This is a genomic window from Helicobacter canis (assembly GCF_008693005.1).
Taxonomy (GTDB): Bacteria; Campylobacterota; Campylobacteria; order Campylobacterales; family Helicobacteraceae; genus Helicobacter_B; species Helicobacter_B canis.
In genome coordinates this window covers 1-23,733 of the sequence record NZ_VXKE01000022.1, presented here as the reverse complement: position 1 = coordinate 23,733, position 23,733 = coordinate 1, and the positions used below count along the sequence as shown (strand labels likewise).

The 23,733-nt window shown below is 45.2% G+C and carries 19 protein-coding genes; 18 read left to right on the top strand and 1 reads right to left on the bottom strand.

Going from position 1 to position 23,733, the window contains the following annotated elements:
• The 17 genes from F4V45_RS08695 to F4V45_RS08615 all read left to right on the top strand — a co-directional run bounded on the left by F4V45_RS08695 (position 1) and on the right by F4V45_RS08615 (position 19,737).
• A complete protein-coding gene (locus F4V45_RS08695) occupies positions 1 to 1,473 on the top strand; it encodes a Mur ligase family protein (RefSeq protein WP_150337938.1) in 1,473 nt (490 codons plus the stop codon).
• A gap of 24 nt (positions 1,474 to 1,497) precedes the next feature.
• Positions 1,498 to 1,992: an HIT family protein gene (locus F4V45_RS08690; RefSeq protein WP_150337937.1), complete on the top strand. Its 495-nt coding sequence runs from the start codon at positions 1,498 to 1,500 to the stop codon at positions 1,990 to 1,992.
• Entirely contained in the window at positions 1,992 to 2,849 is an 858-nt protein-coding gene (locus tag F4V45_RS08685) for an ankyrin repeat domain-containing protein (protein WP_150337936.1), read from the top strand. The genes F4V45_RS08690 and F4V45_RS08685 overlap by 1 nt, the downstream gene beginning before the upstream one ends.
• 28 nt (positions 2,850 to 2,877) lie before the next feature.
• Positions 2,878 to 3,960 (top strand): aminofutalosine synthase MqnE, encoded by a 1,083-nt coding sequence (gene mqnE / locus F4V45_RS08680; protein ID WP_150337935.1) that lies wholly within the window; start codon positions 2,878 to 2,880, stop codon positions 3,958 to 3,960.
• On the top strand, positions 3,961 to 5,040 hold the full coding sequence (flhB, locus tag F4V45_RS08675; protein WP_150337934.1) for a flagellar biosynthesis protein FlhB: 1,080 nt from the start codon (positions 3,961 to 3,963) through the stop codon (positions 5,038 to 5,040). It begins immediately after the preceding gene.
• Positions 5,041 to 5,192: 152 nt separating this feature from the next.
• The gene (locus tag F4V45_RS08670; protein ID WP_150337933.1) at positions 5,193 to 5,879 is read left to right on the top strand and encodes an extracellular solute-binding protein; all 687 of its coding nucleotides are present in this window, start codon (positions 5,193 to 5,195) and stop codon (positions 5,877 to 5,879) included.
• A gap of 275 nt (positions 5,880 to 6,154) precedes the next feature.
• A complete protein-coding gene (gene pheS, locus F4V45_RS08665) occupies positions 6,155 to 7,144 on the top strand; it encodes a phenylalanine--tRNA ligase subunit alpha (RefSeq protein WP_150337970.1) in 990 nt (329 codons plus the stop codon).
• Entirely contained in the window at positions 7,144 to 9,483 is a 2,340-nt protein-coding gene (gene pheT, locus F4V45_RS08660) for a phenylalanine--tRNA ligase subunit beta (protein WP_150337932.1), read from the top strand. Before pheS ends, pheT begins: the two co-directional genes overlap by 1 nt.
• On the top strand, positions 9,483 to 10,805 hold the full coding sequence (gene aroA, locus F4V45_RS08655; RefSeq protein WP_150337931.1) for a 3-phosphoshikimate 1-carboxyvinyltransferase: 1,323 nt from the start codon (positions 9,483 to 9,485) through the stop codon (positions 10,803 to 10,805). Before pheT ends, aroA begins: the two co-directional genes overlap by 1 nt.
• Positions 10,806 to 10,825: 20 nt before the next feature.
• Positions 10,826 to 11,650: a 4-hydroxy-3-methylbut-2-enyl diphosphate reductase gene (locus F4V45_RS08650; RefSeq protein WP_150337930.1), complete on the top strand. Its 825-nt coding sequence runs from the start codon at positions 10,826 to 10,828 to the stop codon at positions 11,648 to 11,650.
• Positions 11,634 to 12,116 (top strand): MarR family winged helix-turn-helix transcriptional regulator, encoded by a 483-nt coding sequence (locus tag F4V45_RS08645; RefSeq protein WP_150337929.1) that lies wholly within the window; start codon positions 11,634 to 11,636, stop codon positions 12,114 to 12,116. The genes F4V45_RS08650 and F4V45_RS08645 overlap by 17 nt, the downstream gene beginning before the upstream one ends.
• Complete coding sequence (locus F4V45_RS08640) at positions 12,113 to 13,138, top strand: efflux RND transporter periplasmic adaptor subunit (protein ID WP_150337928.1); 1,026 nt, start codon at positions 12,113 to 12,115, stop codon at positions 13,136 to 13,138. The genes F4V45_RS08645 and F4V45_RS08640 overlap by 4 nt, the downstream gene beginning before the upstream one ends.
• A gap of 9 nt (positions 13,139 to 13,147) precedes the next feature.
• The gene (locus F4V45_RS08635) at positions 13,148 to 16,312 is read left to right on the top strand and encodes an efflux RND transporter permease subunit (protein WP_150337927.1); all 3,165 of its coding nucleotides are present in this window, start codon (positions 13,148 to 13,150) and stop codon (positions 16,310 to 16,312) included.
• 195 nt (positions 16,313 to 16,507) lie between these two features.
• Positions 16,508 to 16,819, top strand: coding sequence for a TRL-like family protein (locus F4V45_RS08630; RefSeq protein ID WP_150337926.1), 312 nt, complete (start codon positions 16,508 to 16,510; stop codon positions 16,817 to 16,819).
• A gap of 98 nt (positions 16,820 to 16,917) precedes the next feature.
• A complete protein-coding gene (locus F4V45_RS08625) occupies positions 16,918 to 17,958 on the top strand; it encodes an ABC transporter permease subunit (protein ID WP_150337925.1) in 1,041 nt (346 codons plus the stop codon).
• Between the two features lie 68 nt (positions 17,959 to 18,026).
• Complete coding sequence (locus tag F4V45_RS08620; protein WP_150337924.1) at positions 18,027 to 18,686, top strand: hypothetical protein; 660 nt, start codon at positions 18,027 to 18,029, stop codon at positions 18,684 to 18,686.
• 7 nt (positions 18,687 to 18,693) lie between these two features.
• Positions 18,694 to 19,737, top strand: a complete 1,044-nt coding sequence (locus F4V45_RS08615; RefSeq protein WP_150337923.1) for an SAM-dependent methyltransferase — start codon at positions 18,694 to 18,696, stop codon at positions 19,735 to 19,737.
• 93 nt (positions 19,738 to 19,830) lie between these two features.
• On the opposite strand, the gene ggt is transcribed toward F4V45_RS08615, so the two are convergent.
• A complete protein-coding gene (gene ggt / locus F4V45_RS08610; RefSeq protein ID WP_150337922.1) occupies positions 19,831 to 21,501 on the bottom strand; it encodes a gamma-glutamyltransferase in 1,671 nt (556 codons plus the stop codon).
• A gap of 86 nt (positions 21,502 to 21,587) precedes the next feature.
• Here ggt and hemW point away from each other — a divergent pair, with 86 nt between their 5' ends.
• Positions 21,588 to 22,778 carry a radical SAM family heme chaperone HemW gene (hemW, locus tag F4V45_RS08605; protein WP_246145312.1) on the top strand — a complete coding sequence of 397 codons (1,191 nt, stop codon included), beginning with the start codon at positions 21,588 to 21,590 and terminating at the stop codon, positions 22,776 to 22,778.
• Positions 22,779 to 23,733: the final 955 nt, after the last annotated feature.

The following is a 23,733-nucleotide window of genomic DNA, read 5'->3' as shown; positions in this document are numbered from 1 at the left end:
ATGATTCATATTTTAGAGCTATTTTCTCGATTATTTTTCTTACTTGGGATTTCTTACTACACTATCACGCTTTTGCAGTGGTATAACTACAGCCCACTTCGCGTAATCACCAAGCACCATAAATGGCGATGGCATTTGCTGTATTTTGTGCTGCCTATTGTGGTGTTTTTCACACTTTTTGCGCTTGGATTTGGCGTGGTGTTTTATGCGTATTTGTATCTTGTGTATTTGCCTATGCTGATTATATGGGCATTTAAGCTTGATAAAAGGGTGGTTTTCACGCCTAGGGTGTGGCGATTTTTTGGGATTATTGCTATTTTTGCGATTATCAATGAAGCCATATTTATTGGGTTTAGCGCGACTTCGTTGTATTATCTCTGGCTTATGCCTTTTGTCTTTGGGGCGTTTATTTGCGAGATTTATGAAGCGATTTTGCTGCGCAATTTTATCAATCTAGCTAAAGATAAGCTAGCAATGATGCACAATCTCAAGATCATTATGATTACCGCAAGCTTTGGCAAAACAAGTATCAAAAACTTCTTAGCCCAGATTCTAGAAGGGCAGTATAATCTCCACTTCACGCCCCGCAGTATCAATACTTTTAAAGGCATTGTTGCAGATATTAACAATAATCTAGCCTTTGGCACAGATGTATATATCGCTGAAGCTGGAGCTAGAATGCAAGGAGATATTAAAGAAATCGCCACGCTTTTGCACCCGCAAATTGGGGTCATCGGTGAGATAGGTAATGCCCATATTGAGTATTTTAAATCTCTAGAATCCATTGCAAAAACAAAATTTGAGCTACTAGAATCTAACCGCTTGCAAAAGGTCTTTGTCTATGAGAAAAACACACTACCTAGCGATATAGATTCTAGCAAGAAAGCTCTTATACAGACCTACCCACCACCTTTGCGCAATATTGAGACGACTTTAGAATCTACGCGCTTTGAGATGGAACTAGATGGTGAGTGGGTGGAGTTTGAGACTTATATCCTTGGGCGATTTAATGTCGATAATATCGCTGTGGCAGTGATGGTGGCGCATTACTTGGGTATGAAGGTCGCTACGATCCAAAAGCTTGTCAAAAAGCTTTCCCCAATCCCACACCGCTTCAATCTCTCTATCTCTAATGGCAAAACAATCATTGATGATGGCTTTAATGGCAATATCAATGGTATGTTAGAGGGCATACGACTTTGCAGTCTCTATCAAGGCAGAAAAGTCATCGTTACGCCCGGACTTATTGAAAGTGATGAAGAGTCTAATCACAAGCTCGCCCGCGCGATTGATGAAGTCTTTGATCTAGCCATTATCACAGGCGAGCGCAACAGCGATGTGATAGCCAAGTCGCTGCAGCACACACAGCGAGTCATTTTGAAAAACAAAACCCAGCTAGAAAATGTCCTAAAGGGTATGGTAAATAATGGGGATTTGGTGTATTTTGCCAATGATGCACCAAGCTATATTTAAGGCTAAATCACATAAGGAGTGTTTATGCAGCATATTTACGCCCCGTGGAGAAGTGAGTATTTTACAAGCACGGATTCTGGTTGCCCATTTTGCGCTATTGCACTAAATGCAGAAGATGATGAGAAAAACTTTGTATTCTACCGCGATGAAGTGTGTTATGGTGTGATGAACCGCTACCCCTACACACCCGGACATTTTTTACTAATCCCTTATGAGCATATCGACTCACCTAGCGCGCTAAGCACGCAAAGCTTCTTGCACTTAAGCAATCTGGCGCATAAAAGTATCGCGCTGCTAGAAGACTTTGGCGCACAAGGCATAAATATGGGAATGAATATCAAGCAAATAGCTGGAGCGGGGATACCAGAGCATTTGCATTGGCATTTTGTGCCTAGGTTTAGCGCAGATACCAACTTTTTCACCACCATTAGCGAGTGTCGCACTTATGGGGTGGATTTTAAGGCTGTTTATCAGCAAATCAAAGAGCTTGCTGCTATACATTTGGCAAAGGAGTTGTGATGAAAGGCAAGGGTAGGGTATTTACTAGAATCTTGTTGCTATTATGCGCTGCTTGCGCGCTCTTGCAGGCAAATCGCTATGACTATTTGCTTTTTTCAAATACTTATGCAGATGTGAGAAAGGGTGTAGATCTAGGCGCAGATGTAGATGCTAGACTGCGTGGTAGCACGCCTCTTTATGATGCTTCTAGGAAGAATAATATGGAGATTCTCTATCTGCTTTTGCGCAGGGGTGCAGATGTGAATGCCATATCACACGGAGAGACTGCTCTGCATAAAGTCGTGCAGTTTAATAATCTCAAATTTGCCCAAGCATTGCTAAAACACCGCGCAGATCCTAATATCCAAGACAATATCCGCGGTAATACTGCCTTGCACTATGCCACTGCTTCGCGCAATAGTGAGATGATCGCACTGCTTATGAACTATGGCGCAGATATGGATATACAAAACAATAAAGGCGATACCCCAGCGCAATATATCCTAGCTAATGTCAATGTCCCATCAATGAGTATGGAAAATAAGCATATCCGCCTAGTAAGCTCTGCATTTCGCGTGGGATCAGGGAGCGTGAGCCTTACCATCACCAACTTGACCGATGAGTTTGTAACCATCACCTATGGGGCGTTATATATGGATGGCAATCTAGTCTCTGACCAAAGTTTAAGCAAAAAGATCCCCCCAAGATCAAGTGTGGCAGTAGGCGCGCTTCCTATCACAAGTGCGGCGTATGAGAGCGTATCGATTAAAAAGGGTGGTGTAGCAAGTATCAAGTATGGCTTTGCCATAGAGTATGATGTGGCTGGGGCTGATGATAGCTTGTATAAAAGCACCAAAACTGAAGTGAGAATTTGGTAGAGATTAAAAGTTATAGAAGGATTGAGCTATGGATATATTAGATCAGGTGTTGCAAGGAAGAGAGTTTAGCGCAAATGAGCTAGCAAAGCTCTATGAGTATGATATTTTTACCCTAGGGCAAGCGGCAAATGCCTTGCGAGAAGAAAAGTATGGCAAAAAGGTATTTTTCAATATGAATCGCCATATTAACCCCACAAATATTTGTGCTGATGTGTGTAAATTTTGCGCATTTTCAGCAAGCAGGAAGAATCCAAACCCCTATGAAATGACTATTGATGAAATCATCGCCCAAACAATCGCTTCGCACAAAAATGGCGCGAAAGAGGTGCATATTGTCTCAGCCCATAGCCCAAATTATAGCTATGAGTGGTATATGACCTGTTTTGCCGAGGTAAAACGCGCAGTGCCACAAATCCACCTAAAGGCAATGACTGCTGCGGAAGTAGATTACCTTGATAGGAAGTTTGGGGTTGGGTATCAAAAAGTGCTAGAAGATATGGCGCGCGCGGGGGTGGATTCTATGCCCGGAGGTGGGGCAGAGATCTTTGATGAAAAGGTGCGTAGGCATATCTGCTCTGGTAAGGTTAGCTCAAGTAGATGGCTTGAGATCCACACGCATTGGCACTCCATTGGCAAAATGAGCAATGCGACTATGCTCTTTGGGCATATAGAATCTAGAGAGCATAGGCTTGATCATATGCTGCGTTTAGCCAATGCGCAGTGCGATAGGCAAATAGTAGAATCTAAAAATGGCGGCTTCAATGCCTTTATCCCTTTGCTCTACCAGCGCGATAACAACTATCTCAATATCCAAACCCCGCCAAGTGGGCAGGAGATTATCAAAACTATAGCGATTGCTCGAATCGTGCTAACAAATATTCCGCACATTAAGGCATATTGGGCGACTTTGGGCACTAATGTCGCGCTTCTAGCCCAAGAATTTGGCGCAGATGATATGGACGGGACTATTGAGCTTGAGAGCATACAATCTGCTGCTGGAGCAAAGTCTAAGGGCGGTATGAGTGAAGAGATGATTATCCACCATATTAAAGATGCGGGCTTTACCCCTGTGGAGCGCGATAGTCTTTATAATGAGCTAAGAGTATGCTAGATGGCAGATGAGCAGGAGAAGACCGAAGCCCCTTCCTCGCATAAGTTAGAAAAAGCCAGACAAGAGGGCAATGTCGCTAAAAGCCCCGAGGTCAGCGGGGTTATGGTGATGTTTGTGGGGCTTGCGGTGCTTTTTGTGCTTTTTCCATTTTGGCTAGAGAAGCTAAAGGGGATTTACATTTATGCGATCACATTCCCTAAAGAAGATATAACCAAAGGTGATGTAGCGGAGATTATTTGGACATTGGTTGGCACAGCTGGGATTATGCTTTTGCCCATTTTTTTGGTGCTTTTAGTGGCGAGCGTGATAGGGAATGTTATGCAGTTTGGATTCTTGCTGACACTTAAGGCTATCAAGCCAAAATTTAGCAAGATCAACCCCATTAGCGGCTTTAAAAATGTCTTTTCTATTAAAAAGCTTGTTGATGGAGGAATGATCACGCTAAAGGTCCTTGTGGCACTGGTTGTTGGGGGGATTATTTTGGCTCTATTTTTGCACGATATTGCTGGAGTCGCGCATTTTGAGCTGATGAAGCAGGTGCTGTGGTGGCGTGATAAAAGCTTGATTTTAATAGGGGCTATGCTTGGGGTGTTTGCCTTTATGGCATTGATTGATTTTGTGCTAAAGCGCAGGCAGTATTTAAAAACCTTGAAAATGAGCAAGCAAGAAGTCAAAGATGAGTTTATCCAGCACGAGGGGAATCCAGAGATAAAAGCACGCATACGGCAAATTATGCGCAAAAATGCAATGAATCGTATGATGAGTGCAGTCCCAGAAGCGAAAGTTGTCGTTACCAACCCTACACACTATGCTGTGGCAATCGCCTTTGACCCGCAGAAAGACTCCGCGCCAAGAGTGGTGGCAAAGGGCATTGATCATCTTGCGATCCGCATTAAAGATGTCGCTAGGCACAATGACATAGAAATCATAGAGAACCCAAAGCTAGCGCGCAGTCTCTATAAAGATGTGGATTTAGACCAGCAGATTCCACCGGTATTTTTCACCGCTGTGATTCAAGTGCTTGTGGAAGTGGAGCGACTGCGCCAATTAAAGGGCAAAAAGCCTTATGTGTGGCAGTAGATTCTACTAGAATCTAAAGGGCTTTATTGCGTGATTAATTTTTATTTGTTACATTTCGCGCTTTACATTATTTACAAGGAGATCCAATAAAACGCATAGTGTGCGGTGTTGGTGCGCTACTACTTCTAGGGAGCGCATTAAAGGCAGATATAATGGTCTATGGTCCGGGCGGTCCTGCTCCAGTGCTCAAAGAGCTAGCCAAGCAGTTTGAAGAGCAGACAAAGCATAAAGTCCAAGTAGTCGCTGGACCTACACCTTCGTGGATAGAGCAGGCGAAAAAAGATGCAGACATTATCTTCTCTGGTAACTCATCAATGATGGACGGCTTTATTAAAACCCTACCAAAGCAGCTTGAGACAAACAATATCCAAGTGCTTAATATCCGTCAAGCAGGGATTGTCGTGCGCCCCGGTAATCCAAAAAAGATTAAAACTTTTGATGATATTTTGCAAAAGGGTGTAAAGGTGATGGTTGTTGATGGTGCTGGACAAGTGGGATTGTATGAAGATATTGCATTGCGTAAGGGTAAGAGAGAGAATCTCGCTACTTTGCGTAAAAATATCGTGTTTTATGCGCCAAACTCTAAAGCAGCAGTAGAGAAGTGGAATCAAGATAAAAGCATTGATGCATTGATTATTTGGTCTCATTGGGCGCATACTTTAGGAAGTGATAGTGCGGCATTTGTAAGTCTTAAAGCAGATGAAGTGATTTACAGAGCAGCGGAAATTGCCGTAAGCAACACTTCTAAGCAAAAAGATGTAGCGCAGCAGTTTATTGATTTTGTGCGATCTAAAGGTGCAGAACAAGTGTGGAAAAAATGGGGCTGGCAAGCAAACTAGCCTTAGATGATATAGACTCTTGCATATTTAGATTCTAGCTAGTCTTTATCCGCTAGCTAGAATCCACTTTTAAAATCCCCAGCTCTCCGCTTCATTATATGCCAAAGCAAGTAAGCAACACAAACAATGGCAATAAAATATTAAGGATTGTCTCGCTACAATGCGCCCAAAGTGCTTACAAGCCAAACTTTAAACCCTTGAAACATCATCTTGCAAGACCCACAGGAGAGAGAATGCCAAAAAATCCAAGTAGCCTAAGTGATCCACAAGTGGCTATGCAAGCTACATTTGAGAAGCTTCACACCGCGCAAAGCACCCAAGCCCTAGAGCAAATCCGCATAGAAACCATAGGAAAAAAGGGGATTTTAACAGAGTATTTCAGCACGCTTAAATCTCTCCCAGAAGCTGAGAAAAAGCAGCTTGCCACCTCGCTTAATAGCCTGCGAAAGGAGTTTGAAGAGCATTTTCAAGCAAAGCTTATAGAGCTAGAATCTAAAGAGCTAGAATCCGCTTTAAGTGCGCAGGGCATTGATGTAAGCTTGTTTAATCTAAGCAGCAAGCGCAGTATAGGACACCCCATCAACTACACAAAAGACAAAATTATCGAGTATTTCACGCGTATGGGCTATGAGCTATGCGATGGTCCGCTTGTAGAAGATGATTTTCATAACTTTTCAGCACTCAATCTCCCAGAGTATCACCCAGCAAGGGATATGCAGGATACTTTCTACTTCCACGATAATAAGCTTTTGCGCACTCATACTTCTCCTGTGCAAATTCGCACAATGCTTGATCAAAAGCCGCCTATTAAGATGATCTGTCCCGGAGAGACATTCCGCAGGGATTATGACCTGACACATTCGCCTATGTTTCATCAAGTAGAAGGGCTTGTGGTCGATAAGACGGGCGCGGTAAATTTCGCGCATTTAAAGTATGTGCTAGAGAGCTTTTTGCACTATATGTTTGGCGATGTTAAGGTGCGATTTCGCTCGTCATTTTTCCCTTTTACAGAGCCTAGTGCTGAAGTGGATATTTCTTGCATATTCTGCCAAGGCAGTGGCTGTCGTGTATGCTCGCACACTGGCTGGCTTGAGGTGCTAGGGTGCGGAATGGTTGATGATAATGTGTTTAGGGCTGTGGGCTATGAAGAAGTGAGCGGCTATGCCTTTGGTATGGGGGTGGAGCGGCTTTGTATGCTAAGTCTTGGCATTGGGGATTTGCGTAGCTTTTTTGAGACAGATTTGCGGTTGTTGGAGCAGTTTTGATGATAGTTTCTAGCCATTTTTTATCCTATTTTGTGGATATAGAGCATCTTAGCATAAGCCAGATTTGTGAAACGCTTAATGATATAGGCATAGAGGTTGAGCAGTGCCATAGACTGCAAATCTCCAAAAATGTCGTTGTAGGCAAAGTGCTTGAGAAGGTCCCACACCCCAATGCCGATAAGCTCAACATTTGCCAAGTCGATATTGGCGAAAAGACATTGCAAATTGTGTGCGGTGCAAAAAATGTCGCCAAAGATCAGTTTGTAGCCCTAGCTTTAGAAGGCGCAAAGCTCCCATCAAAAAATGAAAATGAAGCATTTTTGACAATCAAGCGAAGCACGCTAAGAGGTGTGCAAAGCTATGGTATGATCTGCTCTGCTAGCGAGCTTGGACTGAGTGAGGTTAATGATGGGATTATGGTGCTAGATTCTAGCATTGGCGAGCTTGTGCTGGGCAAGGAGCTTAGTGATTATGCCTTTTTTAATCAGCATCTTATAGAAGTGTCTTTAACGCCAAATAGGGGGGATTGTCTGTGTGTGCTAGGTATTGCTAGGGAGCTGGCTTCAGCGCATAATCTTATGGTAAAAACTCCAAAAGAAAAGGAGTATGGCATAGCTCTTGGCATAGGGCGCGCGGTCAATCTCTCCGCGGAGTGCCATATCAAATCGCATCTTTTGTATAAGGTCGTGCAAATTGATAGCATAGAAAATGCCTTGCAAGAGCAGATTATGCTCTCTTATAATGGGCTTTTGAGCGATAATGTATTAGAGAATCACAAGCGGTTTGCTATGTATATGAGCGGGGTGATGTTTGATATTTATCCCCTACCAGAGCAAGCGCAAACACCCACCGCTCTTAAGGTGCGCCAAGATGAAAAGGGCTTTGAATGTGTCTTTGATGCACAGGGTAATAAGCTTTGTGTCATTGGGGTGAAAAACTATGCCAAGCCGCTAGAATCCTACCCAAGCCTTGCCATTATCCAAGCAAGCTTTGTCCCACCTGAAATACTTGCTAAAGCGTTGTTTGCTCACAACATAGAGCAAGATCACATTACCACTTATCGCTCTGTGCGTGGGAGTAATACGGAGCTGCTAATGGGAGCTAGCCTGCTGTGTGAGCTACTTAACACCTATGCGGAGTGCTCGGTGTATTCTGGCTATCAAGAGCTTGATATGACTGAAGAGAGCGAGCAGTGCCTAATCACTATGGATTTCCACACGATCCCACAAGCCGTTGGCAAAGATGTGCAAAAAGAAGAAATCGCCCAAGTGCTAAAGCAGCTTAATTTCCATATTGAAGCAAGTGGTGATGGAGCGTTTTTGCATATTACGCCTCCGCCATATCGCCACGATATTGCTAGTGCGCAAGATATTACAGAAGAGTTTTTGCGTATTTATGGGATTAAAAATATCCCTTCGCTTCCATACAAAAGTGCGCAGAAGCTCAATATCACTGACACACTACTTGTGTATCAACACAAGCGCGACATCGCCAAACGCGCGCTTGCGCTTGGGTTTTATGAGTGTATCCACTATGTATTTTACCAGCGATCAAAGCTGCTTGAGTGGGGCTGTGAGGTGCTAGAATCTAAACTTGATTTGCAAAATCCAATCACAAGCGAGCTTGATACATTGCGCACGAGCCTTATCCCAGCTCTCTTTGAATCCGCAAGTCGCAATCACAACTTAGGCTTCAAAAGTATCAAGCTGTTTGAAATTGGCAGTGTATATAGTGCTAAGAGAGAGGAGCGCAAGGAGCTAGGCATTGTTGTGAGTGGGCTAAAGACGAAAGAAGCCTACCCCTATCCTAAGGGAGAAAAATGGGATTTTTATAGCTTTGCTAAAGAAGTTAGCGCGATTATTGGCGACTTTACATTGGTGAAAACGCTCACCCCACCCAAAAACGCTCACCCACACATTTGCGCCGATATTATGCAAAATGGCAAGGCTGTGGGGATTATCGCCAAGCTTCACCCAAGCTTTGAAAAGTCCCTAGATCTCCACGATGCGTTCTATGCGCAGATTTATACGCTTCAAACACACGCGCTAGATTCTGCTAAGCCATATCCAAAGCTGCACGCAAATATCCGCGATATTACAATTATCATCGATAAATGCACGCCATTCCACACGATACAAGAAGCCATTAAAGCGTTGGAAGTAGAAGATTTGGAGGCGATTTATCCGCTTGATGTGTATGAGGATACGCAGTTTGCGCTTACAATCCGCCTAGTGTTCCGCGCACAGGAAAAGAGCCTTACAGAAGAAGAGCTTGCAGGTAGAATCCAATTAGTGCTAGCCTGCCTTGAGCAAAAGTTTAGCGCGAAGTTGAAGGCATAATGCTAGCAATCACCCCTAGAGCCAAAGGCTTCCATAAAGAGATAGATTCTATCGCGCCAGATAAGTCGATCTCTCATCGCACAGCGATGTTTGCTTTGCTAGCTAAAGCTCCAAGTGTCGTGCATAATTACCTACTCGCACAAGATACGCTCCACACCCTTGAGATCGCTAGGAAGCTTGGGCTAAAGGTAGAAGAGCAGGGGTGCAAAGGAAGCTTTATCTTCACTCCGCCTAGCAAGATTATGGAGCCAGATTGCGTGCTTGATTGTGGCAATGCTGGGACTGCTATGCGCCTTTATACAGGGCTTTTAAGCGCGCAAAAGGGCTATTTTGTCTTAAGTGGGGATAAGTATTTACACGCTCGTCCAATGAATCGTGTGATAAAGCCCTTGCAAAGTGTGGGCGCACAAATTTATAGTAGAAGTGGCGGCTATGCACCTCTTAGTGTGATTGGCACAGAGCTGCAGGGCTTTAGCTTTATAGGCGAGATAGCTAGCGCACAGGTAAAGTCCGCACTCATTCTTGCTGCGCTTTTTGCCAAGGATTCTAGTGTGTATGGTGAGAGAGAGCACACAAGAGATCACACAGAGCGTATGCTTAGTGGTATGGGCGCGCAAATCGCTAAAGAGAATAAACAAGGGCTATGTAGCATTACTATCAATCCGCTAAGCCAGAAATTACAGCCGCTTGATATAGCAATCCCCGCTGATCCTTCAAGCGCATTTTTCTTCGCGGTGGCTGCGACAATCACACCAGATTCTAGCGTGCTTTTAAAAAATGTCTTGCTAAACCCCACGCGTATTGAAGCCTTTAAGGTGCTAGAATCTATGGGCGCGATTATTGAGTATCACCGCACGGAGTGCGCGTATGAAGAAGTGGGCGATATTTATGTGCAAAGCGCGCCGCTAAAGGCAGTGAGCGTGAGTGAAAATATCTCGTGGCTTATTGATGAGTTGCCAGCACTTGCCATAGCATTTTGCTTTGCTAGTGGGCGCAGTGAAGTGAGTAACGCCAAGGAGCTTCGCGTAAAAGAGTGCGATAGAATCCACGCAGTGGTAAGCAATCTCAAAGCCCTAGGGATCACCTGTGAAGAGAGGGAAGATGGCTTTGTCATCGAGGGCTTGGGCGATAAGCTAGAATCTAAAAAGATGGATTCTAGTGCCCCTTTGCGTAGCTTTGGGGATCATAGGATCGCTATGAGCTTTGCGATTATGGGGCTGCGACTAGGGGCGGTAATCGATGATGAAGAGTGCATAGGTGTGTCGTTTCCTAATTTTTTAGAAATTTTGCGCGAGATGACAGAAGTGCGCTTGCTTGACTAACTAGAGTGTAAGGAGATAGTGTGGAAGTGAAACTTGCTAGAAAGCTGGGATTTTGCTTTGGGGTGCGCAGAGCCATAAAAATCGCTGAAAAGAACAAAAACAGCTCCACACTAGGACCACTTATCCATAATTACCAAGAAATCAACCGTCTAAAAAACGACTTCAATGTAGGGCTTAAAGAAACTTATGATGATATACAAGATGGCTCTACGCTCATTATCCGCACACACGGCATACCCAAACAAGTGCTAGAATCAATCGCCACAAAGCCTGTGCGTATAGTTGATGCGACTTGCCCTTTTGTTACTAAGCCGCAGCAAATTGTGGAGAAAATGAGCGAAGATGGCTATGAGATTGTGATTTTTGGCGATGAGAACCACCCAGAGATTAAGGGCGTGAAAAGCTATGCGAAAAATGGCGCGCTAGTGGTGGCAAACTTACAGGAGCTAAAGCAGCATAAAGTTAGAAACAAAGTCGCCTTAATCTCTCAAACCACAAAGCAGATAGAGAAGTTTAATGAGATTGCCGGCTATCTTATAGAAAACTGCGCAGAAGTGCGCGTGTTTAATACAATCTGCAATGCGACTTTTGACAATCAACGCGCGTGCAAGGAGCTTAGCAAGGAGGTGGATATTATGATAGTAGTAGGTGGTAAAACTTCTTCTAACACCAAGCAGCTCTTAAGCATTGCACTTGAGCATTGTAAGGATAGCTATCTTGTCGAAGATACAAGCGAGATAGATTCTAGCTGGTTTGTAGGGAAGCAAATGTGTGGGATCACTGCTGGGGCTTCTACACCGGATTGGATTGTGCAAGAAGTAGTCGCCTATGTCCAAAATATCTAGTATAGCAGTGGAGAAAGGTATGGCACTTTGTAGCAAAAAAGACTTACAGCAAAAAAGTGTAGGAGCGTTTTTCGGGCATACAGCGCGCTTGCTTGAGACTTATATGATCAATCTCCTGCGCCCCTTTGACATTGGGCTAGAGCAGCTCTGGGTGCTGCATATCCTGCACTCAATGGACAAGGAAGTGCGCGTAAGTGATCTTGCACAAGCTTTGCTAAAGGATATTACAACAACATCGCGCCTGCTCTCTACCCTTGAGAGGAAGAGCTTTATTAGCAAGTATAAAGACCCAAGGGATAAGCGTGTAGCGTATGTGCATATCACACAAGCGGGGCTACAAAAGCTTGAAGAAATTTCGTTTTTAAAAGACAAGATGGATATGATCTTTGACACAGCTTTAAGCGAGCAAGATCAAGTCCTTTTGCGTAGCTTGCTTGAAAAGATTGAGAAAGTAGCGTTGCAATGAAAAAAATCAGTATTTTGCTTTGTGTGGCTTTGCAATTAGGAGTGGCAAAGAGCGTCCCTGTGGAGAGTGCTGAGATTAAGTATGGGACACTAAGCAAGGTAGAGAGCTTTGTAGGTAGTGTGCGGTTTAAGGAGATTAGCTCTGTGGCTACTTCTGCCCAAGGCGTGGTAGAGGGGGTGTATTTCTCTATCGGCGATAATGTCAAAAAGGGGCAGAAGCTTATCGCGCTAGATTCTGCTCTGCTTTTAGAAGATATTAAGATTAAGCAAGCAAAGATTGCTGATGCGCGCTATACGCTAGAGCGGCAGAAAAATGAGCTAGAGCGGTATAAAAATCTCTTGCAATCTCAATCCATCTCTATCCAGCAGTATGAAAATTTAGAATATGAAGCCAAGTCCCAAGAAGCTAGAATCCAAGCCTTGCTAGGTGAGCTAGAAATCTCCAAAGTCCAAAAGGATCAAAAGGTCATCTACGCGCCTTTTGAAGGGATAGTCGTGGAGCAGCGCGTGCATAAGGGCGAGTGGGTGCAAACAGGGGCTGTGGTGTGCCAGATCCTAAACTCGCGCGATACGGAGGTGATTATTGATGTGCCAAGCTCTGTTGTGCGCACGCTAAAAGCAAGGCAAAAGGTCAAGCTCCATATCGGTGGCAAAGAATATCAAGGCTCTATCTCCGCGCTTATCCCACGTGCCGATACGCTCTCTAGGACATTTCCTGTATATATTGCCGTGCGTAATGATGGGAGCTTTTTAGATGGAATGGCAGCGCGCGTGCTACTTGATATATCTGGGGGAGAAAAGGGCTTTATTATCCCGCGCGGCAGTATTGTCTATAAGGATAATAAGCCCTATGTCTTTGCGATTCGCGCGCAAAAAGCAGAGCAAATCCCAGTGGAGATTCTACACACACAGGATTTTCAAATGCTTGTGCGTGCCAAGCTTACAGAGGCAGATTCTCTCGTGCTACGCGGACAGGAGAATCTACAAAATGGCACGCAAGTGCATATCATCAAGCCTAGATAAAGCACGCAAATGAATATTGTCGCATTTTTCCTAACTCGCCCGGTTTTTGCCAGCGTGGTGGCGATATTTATCACGCTTTTTGGGTGTATCGCATTTGTGAAGATCCCCTACCAGCTTCTACCCCAGACTACGCACCCTACAATTGGTATCTATACCTACTACGCAGGTGCCTCACCATATCAAATAGAAAAAGAGATTGTCCAAAGGCAAGAAGCCAAGCTAAAAAATCTCAAAAATCTCAAAAATCTCACTGCCACTATGCGCGATGGCATAGGGATTGTGAATTTAGAATTTGGGCTTGAGAGCGATTTGCGCAGTGCGTTTGTAGAAGTCAGTGCCAAGCTTGAAGAGATCACAGGCTATCCAGAAGGTGTGCAAAAGCCCATTGTCAAAACCACAGGTGAAACAATCCCTATAAGCGTGTATCTGTTTGTCTCGCTTCAAGAAGCTATATTCTCCATAGATCAAAATGGGGGCGTTGATAGCGCGATTGATACATATAAAGGCATTATAGAAAATGAAGTGCTGCCCCATTATGAGCGCATTGCTGGGGTGGGGGAAGTCATACTTGCAGGTGGGGTGCAGCCGCAAGTCCAAATCGTGCTAAACACCGCCCAGCTCGCCTTTAACAACATCACTATCCAAGACATCATTAACGCCATAAACAAGCAAAATCACAATATCTCTGCTGGGAGTATCGACTTTGACCAGCATAATTATCGCGTGCAAACCATCGGTGAGTATCGCTCCCCTGATGAAGTGCTAAACACCATTATCCGCGTGCAAAATGGCAAAATCACGCGGCTAAAGGACATCGCCAGCGTGCAGAGCGGCTACTCGGGCAAAACAAGCTACAACCTCCACAATAGAGAGCAAGTCCTATCAATCCAAATCCGCCCCACCGCAGATGCCAATATCCTTGAAATGACAGAGTCCATTAAAGCTCTCACCCAAAAGCTCAATGACCAAGTCCTGCCAAAAGAGCTAGAAATCACTTGGGGGCGCGATCAAAGTGGCTTTATCCTAAATGCCATCGCCCAAGTTAAGCAAAGTGTGCTGCTAGGTATGGTGCTAGCAATCGCAGTGCTGCTGCTATTTTTGCGCAACCTTACTTCTTTGGTGCTTGTAGCCCTTGTGATCCCTCTAAGCATTATTGGGACATTTATCGTGCTGCATATCTTTGGCAGGACGCTTAATATCATCTCCCTTGCGGGCATATCCTTTGCCATTTCTATGGTGATAGACTCTGCCATTGTCGTGCTAGAATCCATTATCCGCAATCGCGCTAAAACGCCCAACTCCCCCGTAGAATCCACTCTTACAGGAGTGAGAGAAGTGCTAGGCGCGCTCTTTGCCTCAAGCATTACGACAATCGCCATTTTTGTGCCGATTTTCTATCTCAAGGACGAAGCTGGGCAGCTCTTTGCAGATATTGGGATTGCTGCTAGCAGTGCGATTGTGCTGGCATTTGTGGTTTGTGTCCTTATCGTGCCGGCATTTTTGCTGCTTTTTTTACAGGAGTCTAAAGCACCAAGCCCGCTTAGCCAGAAGATTGGCGTATTTGGGCTAAGGTGTAGTGAGCGGATTATGCACTTTGTGCATAAATGTGTCCAAAGCGGCAGGGCTAGATTCTACACCATAGCTGGGTTTTTGGGCTTTTGCCTTGCGTTTAGCTATTTCACCTTTCCTAAAACAGACTATCTTCCGCGCGGAGAGCAGAATTTCATCATCGCATATATATCAACCGCGCCCGGTCTCTCCTACAATGAAAAGCGTTATATCGTGGATCAAATTAGCCAGCAAATCGAGCCATTTGTCTGCAGATATGCGCGCGATGCTCTTGGGCAGGAGCTTACAGACACTTGTATAAAATCCCAAGAAGCTAGCGAGCAAGAAGAAGTCCCAATGATTAAAAATTTCTATATCGGGGCTGGGAGTTCGATTTCCTTTTATCTCATCGCCCAAGATCCTAAGCAAAGTGCCAAGCTTATCAAGTTTGCCAAAGAGGCTATCGAGCAAGTCCCCGGTGTCAGCGGCGTGGTGCTGCGCCAGCAAATCTTTAGCGGGGCTTCTAGCTCGAGCATTGACATCAATGTCAGCGGAGATGATTTAGAGCAAATATTTGCCGCTTCAGCGCAGATCAAATCGCAGCTTAATGAGCGTTTTAGCGATATGAGTGTGCGTGTGGTGCCCGGCATTGGCGCGAATAATCGCGAGATAAACCTCTACCCCAATGACTTTGCCCTGCTAGAAAATAAGCTTGATGTAGCGAGTTTTGGCAATATTGTCAGCGTGCTTTTAGGCGGCAAGTCGCTTGGCAGTGTGAAAATCGATGAAGGCTATGTCGATCTTATGCTGCAATCCCAAGAGAATAGGGAGAAAAAGAATTCCCCAGAAGATATTTTATATGCCCCCATTTACGCGCCAAATGGCAAGGTTGTTATGCTAGGGGCGTTAAGCGAGGTGGAAAGCACGCTAGGAGTCTCCACGATCCGCCACTTTGAGCAAAAGCGCAATGTCTTGCTTATCCTAAACCCAAGTGGCAACACACCGCTAGAGGAGTTCATCACAACAATCCGCAAAGAAGTCATCGCACCCATAGCGCACTCCTACCCAGATCTACACATCACACTCAATGGCAATGCCGATAAACTTAGCACACTTAAAAATGAGCTTTTGGGCGGATTTTTGCTAGCGGTGGCGATTACTTACTTGATTTTATGTGCGCTGTATGGGAATTTCTTTTATCCATTGCTAATTATTGCTTCTGTGCCTTTGGCGGTGAGTGGGGGGCTTATGGGGCTGTTTTTTACCAACCACTTCATCGCACCGCAAAATCTTGATGTCATCACAATGCTAGGGTTTATTATCCTTGTAGGGAGCGTGGTGAATAATGCGATTTTAATCATCTATCAAGCGCGGATCAATTTCTACACCTATAAAATGCCTTGGACACAAAGCGTGCTGGACTCTACCAAAACACGCCTTTCACCCATTTATATGAGTATGCTTACAAGTGTGCTGGCACTGCTGCCTTTGGTGGTGTTTGCAGGGGCGGGGAGCGAGATTTATCGTGGGCTTGGCTCAGTGCTTATTGGCGGGCTATTTTTCTCCACGATTGTGAGTGTGTTTATTATCCCTGCGATGCTGTTAAGTATCAAGCCTAAAAGCTAGAATCTAGGGGCAAGTCTAGTAGATTGCCATCCGACAAGTCGGCTCACAATGACTAGGAAAGTAGATTCTAGCCACACTTGCAGCACAAACTTCTCCTAGAATCCACTTGCGTTTTTTTTTTTTTTTTTTTTTGATAGAATCCCAGCTTGCCTTTTTGTACTTGTAAAAAGGTGTAAAAAACTTTAGGAGTGTTTTATGAAAGGAATTTTTGTAGGTTTGAGTATGGCGGCGGCTTTGGCGTTGTTTTCCGGGTGTGCTACTACTGCTCCTGTTGGTGCGCTTTATACCGATGCGTCTTTGCCCGTAACTGCGACTTCTGCTAGCGGTGCTTCTAAGGAAGGTCAAGCGACTTGCACAAGTATTTTAAGCCTTGTAGCCACAGGTGATTGCTCCGTAGAAACAGCGGCGAAAAATGGTCATATCCAATCCATTAAAAGCGTAGATTCTAAAGTCTTTAGCGTGCTTGGGATTTATAGCACTTATACAACAATCGTCCGCGGCAACTAAGCCTTCTAGCGTGCTTGCAAGCGCGCTAGATCCAATCCTCCTACTAGAATCTAGTATAATATCTCTCTTTAAGCATAAATACATCACAAAGGTATGAAATGTTTGCCTATATCGCAAAACGATTGGGGCTACTTATCCCCACGCTATTTGGCATCATTTTGCTAAATTTCTTGCTTATACAGCTTGCACCCGGAGGTCCTGTGGAGCAGATGATAAGCAAGCTAGAGGGCGCAAGCCTTAGCGAAGCTGGCAGTGGGATCAAGCCGCAAGATTATAAAGCCGCGCAAGGCTTGCCCAAAGAGCTTATAGATGAGCTTAAAGTGCAATATGGCTTTGATAAGCCCCTGTGGGAGCGGTTTTGGCTGCTGCTTAAATCTTATATTGTCTTTGATCTTGGAGAGAGCTACTATCGCAAAGCTCCTGTATGGGAGATTATCTGCGAGAAGCTGCCCGTATCCATTAGCCTAGGGGTGTTTAGCACTTTGCTTATTTATCTCATCTCTATCCCACTTGGTGTATATAATGCCTATCGCAATGGCTCGAGATTTGATAGTGTGAGCTCTTTTATCATTGTGGTGTGCAATGCGGTGCCGCCATTTTTGTTTGGCGTGGTGGGGATAGTGCTGCTAGCAAGTGCGTGGCAGGTATTTCCGCTGCGTGGGCTTGTGGGCGAAGATTTTGCTTCTTTAAGCACATTTGGTAAGGTGCTTGACTATCTCCACCATATCACACTACCGGTGCTGTGCCTTTCACTTGGCTCTCTAGCGTGGCTTACTTTTCTTACGAAGCATTCTTTCATCGATGAGCTGCATAAGCCCTATGTGCTATGCGCTAGGGCAAAGGGTGTTAGCGAAGCGCGCATACTCTATGGATATATTTTCCGCAATGCAATGCTTTTAGTCATCGCATCTTTTCCTAGCGCGTTTTTAGGAATGTTTCTAAGCGGGAGCTTGATGATTGAAATGCTCTTTAGCCTTGATGGGCTGGGGCTTTTAGGCTATGAGAGTTTGCTAAGTAGGGACTACCCCGTAGTGTTTGGAAGCTTGTATATTTTCACGCTTTTGGCTCTTGTGTTTGGGATTATTAGCGATATTACTTACACGCTAATTGACCCTAGAATCCACTTTGATACACGCTAGATTCTGCTATAATGTGGCAATCCCTTAATTGAAGGTATCTCGTGCGTGTTGTGTTATTAGTGGCTTGTGTGATCACTTCTTGGCTCTATGCTAGCTCACCTACATCTCTGCCCCAAGACTTATGCGATGATGAAAACGACTCTTGTGTAAAGGCTCAAGCACAGGAGCAAAAAATAGCCAAAAAGCACGCCCTAGCACTTGGTGTGTCGATTCTTAGCGGTGATGGGGTGCTGCTTGAGAGAGACACTGATTTTAATGTAACCAAAAAAACCCATGCCAAAGATGGCAATATCACAGGGCTTTTGGGTGGAGTGTATCGCATAGCCCCTAGGCATACTCTGCGCTATGATTTGCACGCTGGATTTTCATCAATTAGCTTTAGCGGCGCACAAGAGCCCGGGCTATTTGAGCTAAATGGTGCTAAGATTGGCGTAGGGCTTGGCTATGAGTGGGGATTCTACCTAGGAGATAGATTCTCTTGGAGTCTTGCCATTAGCGCGGAATACACCACCTACTACTACAAGCAAGATAAGACACTTTTACTACTGCAAGAAGCTATGCCAAAGGTGGGGGTAGGCTTTGAAGGGCGCGGACATCACTACTTTGAAGTGTTTTTTGGCGTGCCTGTGTATGCAAATCTTAAGGTCAAAAACGACAGCACATCTTTCATCGTCTCAAACTATCCTAGGCATTTGCGCTTAGGGTTTTTATACGCATATAGATTCTAGGTAGGCTATGGAGTGGAGCTTTGGCGATGTGATGGAGCAGTGGCTCTATGGGGAGCTAGGCTACTACGCCCACGCGCATATAGGGAAGGAAGGGGACTTTTACACCGCAGTGAGCGCGTCTAGGCTCTTTGGTGGCTCAATCGCGCGCCATATCATTACACTCCTAGAATCTAGCCAGCTTACATTGCCGCTGCATATAGTGGAGATCGGCGCGCACCACGGCGAGCTAATGTGCGATATATACGACTTTTTAGATGCGCTAAGTGAAGGCGTCTTGCCCCATACAAAATGCACTATCATTGAGCCTTTAGCGGCTCTGCAGGCTAAGGCTAGGCTCAATATCGCTTCGCGTGCGATCGCGCAAGTAGGAAGCTTTGATGATGTGGCTTTAGAGGCGGGTGAGAGTGTGTTTATTGTAAGCAATGAGCTTTTTGATGCATTTGCTTGTGAGATTGTGCGCGAGCAAAGTGGGCATAGAGAAATGCTCTGCGGCTTTACAAATGGAGAGAATCTAGTGGATTCTAGGGAGTCTTTGCGCTTAGAGTGGCGAGATTTTGCCGGTGCTAAAAATGCGCGCAAAGTCGATAGCTTTATGCGGCATTATGGGCTTAATAGCGGTGAAATCCCGCTTGGGTGGGCGGAGTTTATAAATGAGCTTTGTGTCTTTGCTAAGGGGGCAAAATGCTGGAGATTTCTAAGCTTTGATTATGCGCATTTGGGGAGCAGGGGGCTTAGCTTGCGGGGATATGGGGAGCATAGGGTCCTTGATCTAGCGGATATTATGCGCGATACTTCTAGGCTTTTTGGCAGGATTGATCTCACTTATAATGTCGATTTTGCTCTACTAGGGCAGATATTTATAGAAAATGGCGTGCGCGAAATATTTTGCGATAGGCTCAATGTGCTTTTGGTGGAGTTTGGGATCGCTGAGCTACTACAAAGCCTGCTTGAAGTTAGTCCCAAGCAATATGAGATTGAAGCTCTGCGTGTGCGGCAGCTTTTAGGCGGGGGGCTTGGAGAGAAGTTTATGGGTGTGTGCTTTGGCGGCTAGATTCTAGGTGTAGAGATGAATTACAAATGCTTTTGGTTGTGTAATCAAGCATAGCAGAGCCTAAGCTCTGCCTTGCCTGCAACTTTGCAATGCTTAAAACTCAGTCCTAGGGTCGTGCGCACCTTGCATTACACCAGAATCTATAAGGATTGCATTTACATCGCCCATATCAGGCAGCTCGACAAGTTTGTAGCCCATCTTTTTAAGATTGTCTTTAGTGTCTTGCCCTAGTCCAAAGGCTTCAAGGCGCAGCTCATCAGGCAGCCACTGCATATGGAATCTACTAGATTCTACCGCTCTGGCTATGTCCATTTTGTAATCAATCACATTGATGATGACTTGCAGCACGGTTGTGATGATCCTAGCACCCCCCGGACTTCCTACAACCATATAGAGTTTGCCGCTTTTATCTAGCACGATTGTAGGAGACATCGAGCTTAAAGGGCGTTTGCCCGGAGCGATCGCATTAGCATCGCCACCGACTAAGCCATATTGATTAGGCACACCGGGCTTAATGGAAAAATCGTCCATTTCGTTATTAAGCAAGAATCCAGCCCCATCAATCGCCGCATACGCACCAAAAGAGCCATTGATCGTGTAGGTAACACTCACGGCATTCCCCCATTTATCTGCGACAGAATAGTGTGTGGTGTTATTACCCTCGTGGATTGGTCCAAGCCCGGGCTTTACTTGCGAGCTTGGTGTAGCATTTGGCTTGATATTTGCGTAAATGCTTTTTGCATAGGCTTTGCTTAGAAGCTTGTCTAAAGGGATTTTTACAAATGCTGGATCGCCCATATACTCGGAGCGATCTGCGTAGGCTTGGCGCATAGCTTCGGCGATGATGTGGATCGCTTGGGAGCTTTGGTAGCCATATTGTGCGATATTGGTGTTTTCTATGGTGTTTAGGATTTGGATAATGTGCGTGCCACCACTGCTTGGCGGAGACATAGATAGAATCTTATAGCCTCTATAAGTGCCCTCCACAGGCTTTCTCCACACTACTTCATAGTTTGCTAAATCGGCTTTAGTGATGATCCCGCCATTTTTCTTCATATCTGCTTCAATAAGTGTGGCGATCTCGCCTTTATAGAATGCATCTGGTCCTTTGTCTGCGATTAGGCGCAAAGTCTTGGCAAGATCTTTTTGCACGAGTATTTCACCTTGCTTATATGCTTTGCCATCAGGCTTTAAGAAATACTTCCTAGAGCTTGCAAACTTTGCTAGATTGCCTCTAGCTTCTAGCATTGTCTGTGCTTGTCGCTCTGTGATGGCAAAGCCCTTTTCTGCTAGCTCAATGGAGGGTGCGATTAGATCCTTTAGCTTCCTAGTGCCGTATTTATCAAGCATAGCACTCATACCTTTAACCGTGCCGGGCACACCAGCAGCCAAATAGCCCACGACACTAAGATCGTTTATGACATTGCCGTTTTTGTCTAAATACATATCACGCGTAGCCTTTTTAGGCGCGACTTCACGGAAGTCTAGGGCGATGTTTTGCCCATTTGCTAGGTGGATTAGCGCAAATCCCCCGCCACCGATATTACCCGCTGCTGGATGCACGACAGAGAGCGCATACCCCACTGCTACTGCCGCATCAATGGCATTCCCACCAGAATCTAGCACCCTTTGCCCTATGGCATCTGCTAGCTCGTGCGTAGAGACAGCTAGCCCTGTGCCCTTGCTTGTGATAGGTGGATAGCTTGCCCCAAAGCTCTGTGTGCTCACAAACGCATACAGCAAGAAGAGTAAAAACTTTTTCATCAATGCTCCTTGAAGTGTAGAAATAAGCTAAGATTCTAGCAGAAAACGCTTGAATCTAGAATCTAAATGCTATGGAGCTGTGCGCTATGACACTCTATATTCACATACCATTTTGTGCGAGTAAGTGTGGGTATTGCGCTTTTAGCTCTTATACGGGGGTAGATTCTAGTGTGCAGCAAGCTTATGTGCAAGCCCTGCTGCTTGATATTACTAGCACGCTAGATGGATACTATCACGGCTCCCTAGAGTTTAGCTTGTTGGATTCTAGGGAGCTAGAGCAGAAATCTAGCATACAAGATACTAGAGTGCTAGAATCTAAATCGCTAGGATCTGCTAATTTTGCGCAGCTTGATAGCATTTACATCGGCGGAGGCACACCAAGCCTGCTGCCAAGCAGCGCGTATGCGCTGATATTTGAGCAAATCGCGCGATTTTGCGATATGCAAAGCGTGCAAGAAATCACCATAGAAGCCAATCCCAACTCCCTGCAAGCGCAGTGGTGCAAGGATCTAGCAAGCTTTGGGGCAAGCCGCATAAGCTTTGGGGTGCAGAGCTTTAATCCGCGCAAGCTTGTATTTTTGGAGCGCGAGCATAGTGGGCGAGACATTTACCACGCCCTAGAAGCAGCGCAAGTTTTCCCACACAGAAGCATTGATATGATGTATGGCACGCCCTTTGATGATGAAGCCACGCTGCGCGCGGATATGCAAAAAGCCTGCGCACTAGATATTGATCACCTCTCTGCTTACTCGCTAATGATTGAGCAAGGCGCGCGATTTGCCCATAAATATCAATCTCTGGCCACTTCCACACGCGAGCAAGGAGATGATCTTGCTATGCAAGCAAAGCTTGTGCGCACAATTACTAGCGAGTGTGGATTCTCCCAATATGAAGTATCAAACTTCGCTCGCCCTTACAAATGCCTGCATAATCGCAAATATTGGGCTGGGGAGGAGTATTTGGGCTGTGGAGTAGGGGCAGTGGGTAGGGTAGGACAGGTGCGCTACAAGGGCGCAAAGGATCTGCGAGCCTATATGCAAAATCCTTTGGCTAAGGAGTGCGAGAGCCTAGCTCTAAGCGATCTAGCCTTTGAAGCGGTGTTTTTGGGGCTTAGGAGTGAAGTGGGCGTGGATATTGCTGCGGTGTCTGCGTATATCAATCCCAATCGCTTGAGCATCTTGCTAGAAGAAAAAATGTGTATCGTGCAAGGTGGCAGGCTCATAGCAAGCGATATATTTCTAGCTGATGAGATCACTCTGTGGCTTATGCGCGAGTAGGTGAGCAGGCTTTGGTGCTTGATGGCAGGCTTATTCCCTTAAGCGTTTTCAAAAGTAGATTCTAGCGACAATACCCCCTTTCTGTCATTGCGATCCAATGTAACCCCTAGAGCCTGCTTGCTCTGTCATTGCGAGCAAGCGCGGTAGCAGTGGCGTGGCGATCCACAATCCACGCAAGTGGATTCTAAGGGGGTGTTTTTGTTTATGGATTGCCGCGCCGCTAAAGCGGCTCGCAATGACAAGAGATATTTCGCCTAAAGGCTCAATATGACAAAAAAAGGGCGTTAATGTAAAAGCTTGAAAAACCAAGAAAGTCGCTGGCGGCAGGATTTGCCAATGTTTAAATAAAAGTGGATTCTAGGGAAAGCAAGAAATGTAAAAAAGCAAGCAAAGGATTCTGGGAGTGAAGTTGGATTCTAGGGAGAAAGTTCATTTTGTAATAAAACGATTCTAAGAGCTCTAAAGAAACTGCGCTTCGCTTGTTTTCTAAAGAAGCTACGCTGTGCGGTGGGGCTGTGTTGAAAAACTAAGAGAGTCATAGGCGGCAGGATTTGCCGATGTTTAAATAAAAGTGGATTCTAGGGAAAGCAAGAAATGTAAAAAAGCAAGCAAAGGATTCTAGGAGTGAAGTTAGTTTGAGAGTAAAACGATTCTAAGATTTGCGGTGTTGCTAGTGGGGCTTTTTAAGGATTTTAGGGGGGAGCTAGACTAAGAGGTCTGCGGTTCCCCTAAAATCCTTAAAATCGCCGCTATGGATACCCAAAGCTGAATCGCCCTAGGCTAGAAAAAGTAATGCCACCTTACAGAAGCATTATGCGTAATCCCCAGCTCCCCACCTACTGCCACATATCCAGCAGAGAAGTTCCCTGCTTTGTCTGTGTGGTAATTTATCACAAAGGTGCCTTGGTAGAAAAATGGAGCTACATGCACTGCTGCTGCTCTACCTGTCTTTTCA

Bases quoted from the DNA above. Each gene is read 5' to 3' on its own strand.
- pheT (WP_150337932.1), top strand. From the start codon at position 7,144: ATGATAGTTTCTAGCCATTTTTTATCCTATTTTGTGGATATAGAGCAT.
- F4V45_RS08630 (WP_150337926.1), top strand. From the start codon at position 16,508: ATGAAAGGAATTTTTGTAGGTTTGAGTATGGCGGCGGCTTTGGCGTTG.
- F4V45_RS08685 (WP_150337936.1), top strand. From the start codon at position 1,992: ATGAAAGGCAAGGGTAGGGTATTTACTAGAATCTTGTTGCTATTATGC.
- F4V45_RS08625 (WP_150337925.1), top strand. From the start codon at position 16,918: ATGTTTGCCTATATCGCAAAACGATTGGGGCTACTTATCCCCACGCTA.
- pheS (WP_150337970.1), top strand. From the start codon at position 6,155: ATGCAAGCTACATTTGAGAAGCTTCACACCGCGCAAAGCACCCAAGCC.
- mqnE (WP_150337935.1), top strand. From the start codon at position 2,878: ATGGATATATTAGATCAGGTGTTGCAAGGAAGAGAGTTTAGCGCAAAT.
- F4V45_RS08615 (WP_150337923.1), top strand. From the start codon at position 18,694: ATGGAGTGGAGCTTTGGCGATGTGATGGAGCAGTGGCTCTATGGGGAG.
- F4V45_RS08645 (WP_150337929.1), top strand. From the start codon at position 11,634: ATGTCCAAAATATCTAGTATAGCAGTGGAGAAAGGTATGGCACTTTGT.
- F4V45_RS08640 (WP_150337928.1), top strand. From the start codon at position 12,113: ATGAAAAAAATCAGTATTTTGCTTTGTGTGGCTTTGCAATTAGGAGTG.
- aroA (WP_150337931.1), top strand. From the start codon at position 9,483: ATGCTAGCAATCACCCCTAGAGCCAAAGGCTTCCATAAAGAGATAGAT.
- ggt (WP_150337922.1), bottom strand. From the start codon at position 21,501: ATGAAAAAGTTTTTACTCTTCTTGCTGTATGCGTTTGTGAGCACACAG.
- hemW (WP_246145312.1), top strand. From the start codon at position 21,588: ATGACACTCTATATTCACATACCATTTTGTGCGAGTAAGTGTGGGTAT.
- F4V45_RS08635 (WP_150337927.1), top strand. From the start codon at position 13,148: ATGAATATTGTCGCATTTTTCCTAACTCGCCCGGTTTTTGCCAGCGTG.
- flhB (WP_150337934.1), top strand. From the start codon at position 3,961: ATGGCAGATGAGCAGGAGAAGACCGAAGCCCCTTCCTCGCATAAGTTA.
- F4V45_RS08695 (WP_150337938.1), top strand. From the start codon at position 1: ATGATTCATATTTTAGAGCTATTTTCTCGATTATTTTTCTTACTTGGG.
- F4V45_RS08670 (WP_150337933.1), top strand. From the start codon at position 5,193: ATGGTCTATGGTCCGGGCGGTCCTGCTCCAGTGCTCAAAGAGCTAGCC.
- F4V45_RS08690 (WP_150337937.1), top strand. From the start codon at position 1,498: ATGCAGCATATTTACGCCCCGTGGAGAAGTGAGTATTTTACAAGCACG.